This window comes from Anoxybacillus sp. LAT27, assembly GCF_022030075.1.
Taxonomy (GTDB): domain Bacteria; phylum Bacillota; class Bacilli; order Bacillales; family Anoxybacillaceae; genus Anoxybacillus; species Anoxybacillus kestanbolensis.
This window is the reverse complement of record NZ_JAIWYK010000070.1, coordinates 43526-49585: the sequence shown is the minus strand read 5'-3', so window position 1 is coordinate 49585 and position 6060 is coordinate 43526. Positions and strand designations below refer to the sequence as shown.

Genomic DNA, 6060 nt, shown 5'->3' with positions numbered 1-6060 from the left:
CTCGACTTGCATGTATTAGGCACGCCGCCAGCGTTCGTCCTGAGCCAGGATCAAACTCTCCATAGAAAGTTTATATCTCTAGCTTCTTTACGCTTTTCGCTTCGTTCAGTTTTCAAGGAACATCTCTTTGTCGCTGTTTGAGCGACTTTTTTAATATATCATTTACTGTTTTCTTTGTCAACAACTTTTTATCTTTCTTTTTTACGTGTTACTTTCAACACGGACGTTTAGTAATATATCATATTCGCTCATCCTTAAGCAAGATGTTTTTTTGTTTTTTTAAGAAAAACTGAGTGAGGAAAAGTACCTCACCCAGTTAAGCTTCCCTGCAATTATTTATGACGCATTTGAGGGAATAACAATACATCGCGGATCGATGGAGAGTTCGTTAACAACATAACAAGACGATCAATGCCAATTCCTAACCCACCCGTTGGTGGCATCCCGTATTCTAATGCTTCGATAAAATCTTCGTCCATTTCATGCGCTTCGTCGTTTCCTTGTTCTTTTTCTCTTAACTGCGCTTCAAATCGTTCACGTTGATCGATTGGGTCATTTAATTCTGTGAATGCATTTGCATGCTCACGTGCAACGATAAATAGTTCAAATCGATCTGTGAAACGAGGATCTTCTGGATTTTTTTTCGCTAAAGGCGAAATCTCAACTGGGTGCCCATAAATAAATGTTGGCTGAATAAGATGTTGTTCTACTTTTTGTTCGAAAAATTCATTTACGATATGACCAAATGTCATATGTGGGGCTACTTCTACTCCGTGTTCTTTCGCCAATTGACGCGCTTCTTCGTCGCTCATGTGCTTCCAGAAGTCAACGCCCACATACTCTTTAATCGCATCAACCATATGAAGTCGTTTCCATGATGGCGTCAAATCTACTTCATGTTCTCCATATTGGATTTTTGTTGTTCCAAGCACTTCTTGAGCAATATGCGCAATCATATCTTCTGTTAATTTCATAATATCAGTGTAATCAGCATAAGCCTCGTAAAGTTCAAGCATCGTAAACTCTGGATTATGACGTGTTGAAATGCCTTCGTTTCGGAATACACGACCGATTTCATATACTTTCTCTAATCCACCTACAATTAAACGTTTTAAATGTAATTCGATCGCAATACGCATATACAATGTCATATCTAAAGCGTTATGGTGCGTAATAAATGGACGAGCAGCAGCTCCTCCGGCAATTGAGTGCATCATCGGCGTCTCTACTTCTAAATACCCTTTTTGATCTAAATAGCGACGCATTGATTGAATAATTAAACTGCGTGTAATAAACGTTTTTTTACTTTCTGGATTCATAATTAAATCGAGATAACGTTGGCGGTAGCGTTGCTCAATATCTTTGAGCCCGTGATATTTCTCAGGGAGCGGGCGCAACGATTTCGTCAACATTTCATACGAGTGTACCTTGATAGACAATTCTCCCACTTTTGTTTTGAATACTGTTCCTTTTACACCGACAATATCTCCTAAATCTGACGTATCGAAAATTTCATACTGCTCTTCACCAACATCGTCTTTGCGCACATAAATTTGAATTTGTCCCGTCAAATCTTGAATATGCGCAAATCCCGCTTTCCCTTTCCCGCGCTTCGTCATAATGCGACCAGCGATAGAAACATGAATTTGCTTTTCTTCCAATTCTTCTTTTGATAAATGACCGTATAATGTAAACAATTCTTCTGCTTGATGTGTACGCTCGAATCGTTTTCCAAATGGATCGATCCCTTTTTCACGCAACTTATGTAACTTTTCACGACGAACTAATAGCTGATCATTTAATTCTTCATGCGACATAACGAATTCACTCCAATAACTGTTTATTTTTTAAGAAATACTGCCAGCATGAGCTGACAGTATGTTTTATGATTCTATGACAACATGTTGTTCTTTTGCTTCAACTTCTTCTACAAAACTCATAAGCAACGTCACGAGTTCATCACGCGTCTGACATTCATTTATCGCATTGCGAACTTTGGCATTTCCACGAATACCTTTTAAATACCAGGCGGCATGTTTACGCATCTCTTTTACAGCGATATATTCATTTTTCAAAGCGATTAAACGATCCAAATGCAAAATACACACTTCGATTTTTTCACGTACAGACGGTTCCGGAATAAGTTCACCCGTTTCCAAATAACGAACGGTACGATAAATCATCCATGGATTACCGAGGGCAGCGCGCCCAATCATGACGCCATCGACGCCTGTTTGTTCTAACATTCGTTTAGCATCTTGAGGGGTCTGGACATCACCGTTACCGATAACGGGGATACGAACCGCTTCTTTCACTTGCTTAATGACGTTCCAATCCGCTTTTCCTTCATACATTTGTACGCGCGTTCGGCCATGAACAGCAACCGCTTGTCCACCTGCCCGTTCTACCGCCTGAGCGTTTTCGACAGCATAAATATGATTTTCATCCCAACCGATTCGCATTTTTACTGTGACAGGCTTCTCCACCGCATCGACGACTGCGGCTACCATGTCGTAAATTTTATTTGGATCTAACAACCACTTTGCTCCCGCGTCACACTTCGTAATTTTTGGAACAGGGCATCCCATGTTAATATCGATAATATCGGCGTTCGTATGTTGATCTACATATTTAGCGGCTTGTACAAGCGTCTCTTTTTCCCCGCCAAAAATTTGCAAGCTCAATGGTTTTTCACGCTCGTCAATATAAAGCATGCCCATTGTTTTTGGGTTATTAAATAAAATCGCTTTATCGCTAACCATCTCTGCACAAACAAGTCCTGCACCAAACTCCTTTACAGTTAGACGAAATGCTGAATTACATACCCCTGCCATCGGTGCAAGTACAACAGGGTTATTAATTTGTACATTTCCGATTTTAAACATCAAATCCCCTCCTTTCCTAATAATTGTTCTTCCACTACTTCGCGGCTTTTCCATATACGAACACCCTTGTCCGATAACTGCTCCACATACGAACGTAAAGGACGTTGAACAGATGGAATAATTAAAGATTCATCTATTTCAAACAACGGGATTAATACAAACGCCCGTTCAAACATACGCGGATGCGGAATAATAAGTTGTTCTGTCTCAATATTTTCATGATTATATAGCAAAATGTCAAGGTCTAACGTCCGCGGTCCCCAATGAACTTCCCGCTTGCGACCGAACTTTTTTTCAATGTCCATCGTAGCTGCTAACAAAGCAAATGGAGATAGCGATGTAGCGATCTTTACAACCATATTTAAAAAACAAGCTTGTTCGACATATCCAACTGGATCTGTTTCGTAAATCGAAGATGTCGCTAAAACAGAAATATGTGTATGATCACGTAATGCAATCACCGCTTTACACAAATATTCGAAACGGTCACCAATATTCGAACCTAATGCAATATAAGAAGTATTTTCCATTTATTAACGCCCTCTCGTAATTTCAACCGCCACATACGCATAGTGACCTTTAATCGGCGGATTTGGTTTCGTCACTTTGACAGTACACGATGACACCGTTGTATACGCACATAAAATTTGTTCAGCGATGCGTTCCGCTACTGCCTCAATCAACTTAAACGGCTTTCCTTCGACGATGCTTTGACATATGTCATATATATGTGCATAGTTAACCGTTTCACTTAAATCGTCGGTTACACCAGCTTTTCTTAAATTTGTTTCAATGATGACATCGACATAAAAACGTTGACCGAGCTTATTTTCTTCGGGAAATACCCCGTGATACCCATAAAACTCCATTTGTTGCACATAAATTTTATCGCGCATACTCTCCTCCCTTCCCAAGCATCGCATCCATCATTTTAGCCATTCTAGCCATCGGTAAAACATCGTGTACCCGAACGATATGTGCTCCTTTTACAATGCCGAGGCAAACCGTTGCTCCCGTTCCTTCTACTCGTTCATGAACGGGTAAATCAAGCACATGCCCGATAAATGATTTTCGCGATGTTCCTAACAAGATCGGATACCCGAGAACTGAAAATTCATCCAACCGACGCATCACTTCCAAATTATGCTCTACTGTTTTAGCAAACCCGATCCCCGGATCGATAATAATTTGTTCGTCTTTCACACCAGCTTGTTTGACTATATCAATACTTTCTTTTAAATCGTTCATCATATCCGAAATGAGATCTTTATAATGGCGATCGTAACGATTATGCATTAATACAATAGGTACACCATAGTAAGCGGCTACTTGAGCCATATTGGAATCTGCCTTTGCCCCCCAAACGTCGTTAATTATTGTCGCGCCCGCTTCAATGGCTTGCTTAGCTACTTCTGCTTTATACGTATCAATCGAAATGGGTACATTCACCGCTTTAGCAACCGCTTCTACAATCGGGATGACGCGACGCAACTCTTCTTCAAGTGATACTTTTTCAGCTCCAGGGCGGGTGGATTCTCCCCCAATATCAATGATATGTGCTCCTTCGGCGACAAGTTGCTTCGCACGCTCAACAGCCTGCTCTACATGATTATATTTTCCTCCATCAGAAAAGGAGTCAGGAGTGGCATTTAAAATGCCCATAATAACCGTATTCTTTCGCAAGTCTAACTTATATGTTCCACAATATATAACATCCATCAATGAACGTACCCGTCCTTTCTTTCATACCTTGTCCATAAATGTGTCGTAAAAAAGGCGTACGCACGTTGGAGACGGCTCGTCATTTCCCCACATTTCCCGGGATATACATCGTTATCTAGTCGACAAACCGGCACGATTTCTTGAATGGAATTTGTTAGAAATATTTCATCTGCTTCTTTGAGTTGTTGTAGAGAGTAAAATCCTTCTTTCACACGAACACCCCACGAGCGCAACAAATCGATCACAAACAATCGCGTTATACCGTTTAAAATACCGGTTTCTACTGAAGGAGTATACACGATGCCGTCTTTTACCCAAAAGACGTTAGAAACAATTCCTTCTGCGACAAATCCTTCTTTCGTAAGAAAAATGCCTTCTACATTTGGATGGTGACCAACTTCTTGTTTACCTAAAATATTGTTTAAATAGTGATGAGATTTTAAACGAACCGATCCTTCCGGTGTATTTCGCCTCACTTGTAATGTTTGACATACTTTTTCTTCTGAAAACGTCGGAATCGGCTTCATATACATAATAATGGTCGGATTTGTATACGGTTCTACTTGCAGTCCAACATCTCCGATTCCAGCAGATATATTTAAGCGTACATACGCATCTCGATAACCGTTTGCCTTTAACAATTGAGAAAGAATATGCAAAACATCATCTCGAGTGATAGAACATGAAATGTTGAGCATATCGAGTCCGTTATGAAGACGAGCTAAATGATCATCAAGCAAAAACGGATGTCCATCATATACGCGAAACGTTTCAAATAAACCGAGTCCATACATAAACCCGTGGTCAAACGCGGAAATGCGTGCCTCTTCCTTTTTTACGATTTGCCCATTGATATAAATAAACATGCAACATCACTTTCGTTTGTATAATGTAATAAAATTTTTAAGCATGTCTAAACCATATTCCGTCATGATCGACTCAGGATGAAATTGAACCCCCTCAATCGGCAGCGTTTTATGGCGAATGGCCATAATTTCTCCTTCATCTGTCCACGCAGAGATATCAAAACAATCGGGCAATGTTTCCCTTTTTACAATTAATGAGTGATAACGCGTGGCTGTAAAGGGATTGGGAATTTGAGTAAAAATCGTCTTGCCATCATGAAAAATCGACGATGTTTTGCCATGCATTAAACGTTCTGCCTGAACAACTTCCCCACCAAACACTTGGGCAATCGACTGATGACCAAGACATACACCAAAAATCGGGATTTTCCCTGCGAAATATTCAATGGCTGCCATGCTAATACCCGCTTCATTCGGACTGCAAGGACCAGGTGAAATCATTAAAAAGTGGGGGTGAAGTTGTTCAATTTGAGCAATCGTTACCTCATCGTTTCGTTTAACAATTAATTCTTCCCCTAATTGCCCTAAATATTGAACGAGGTTATACGTAAATGAATCATAGTTATCAATCATTAAAATCATTTGGC

Annotated in this window: 7 protein-coding genes and 1 rRNA gene; all 8 read right to left on the bottom strand. The window is 40.2% G+C overall.

Annotated elements, in window-relative coordinates; genetic code table 11:
- Positions 1-66, bottom strand: a 16S ribosomal RNA gene (locus LD028_RS06775); the annotation flags it as partial.
- Between the two features lie 266 nt (positions 67-332).
- The gene (lysS, locus tag LD028_RS06770; protein ID WP_237811352.1) at positions 333-1817 is read right to left on the bottom strand and encodes a lysine--tRNA ligase; all 1485 of its coding nucleotides are present in this window, start codon (positions 1815-1817) and stop codon (positions 333-335) included.
- 66 nt (positions 1818-1883) lie between these two features.
- Positions 1884-2885: a tRNA dihydrouridine synthase DusB gene (gene dusB, locus LD028_RS06765; RefSeq protein ID WP_004888612.1), complete on the bottom strand. Its 1002-nt coding sequence runs from the start codon at positions 2883-2885 to the stop codon at positions 1884-1886.
- Positions 2885-3415: a 2-amino-4-hydroxy-6-hydroxymethyldihydropteridine diphosphokinase gene (gene folK, locus LD028_RS06760; protein ID WP_237811351.1), complete on the bottom strand. Its 531-nt coding sequence runs from the start codon at positions 3413-3415 to the stop codon at positions 2885-2887. The genes dusB and folK overlap by 1 nt, the downstream gene beginning before the upstream one ends.
- A 3-nt stretch (positions 3416-3418) precedes the next feature.
- The gene (folB, locus tag LD028_RS06755; RefSeq protein ID WP_006323680.1) at positions 3419-3781 is read right to left on the bottom strand and encodes a dihydroneopterin aldolase; all 363 of its coding nucleotides are present in this window, start codon (positions 3779-3781) and stop codon (positions 3419-3421) included.
- Positions 3771-4604 carry a dihydropteroate synthase gene (folP, locus tag LD028_RS06750; protein ID WP_237811355.1) on the bottom strand — a complete coding sequence of 278 codons (834 nt, stop codon included), beginning with the start codon at positions 4602-4604 and terminating at the stop codon, positions 3771-3773. The genes folB and folP overlap by 11 nt, the downstream gene beginning before the upstream one ends.
- Complete coding sequence (gene pabC, locus LD028_RS06745) at positions 4604-5473, bottom strand: aminodeoxychorismate lyase (protein WP_006323678.1); 870 nt, start codon at positions 5471-5473, stop codon at positions 4604-4606. The genes folP and pabC overlap by 1 nt, the downstream gene beginning before the upstream one ends.
- Before the next feature lie 6 nt (positions 5474-5479).
- Complete coding sequence (pabA, locus tag LD028_RS06740) at positions 5480-6055, bottom strand: aminodeoxychorismate/anthranilate synthase component II (RefSeq protein WP_006323677.1); 576 nt, start codon at positions 6053-6055, stop codon at positions 5480-5482.
- Positions 6056-6060: the final 5 nt, after the last annotated feature.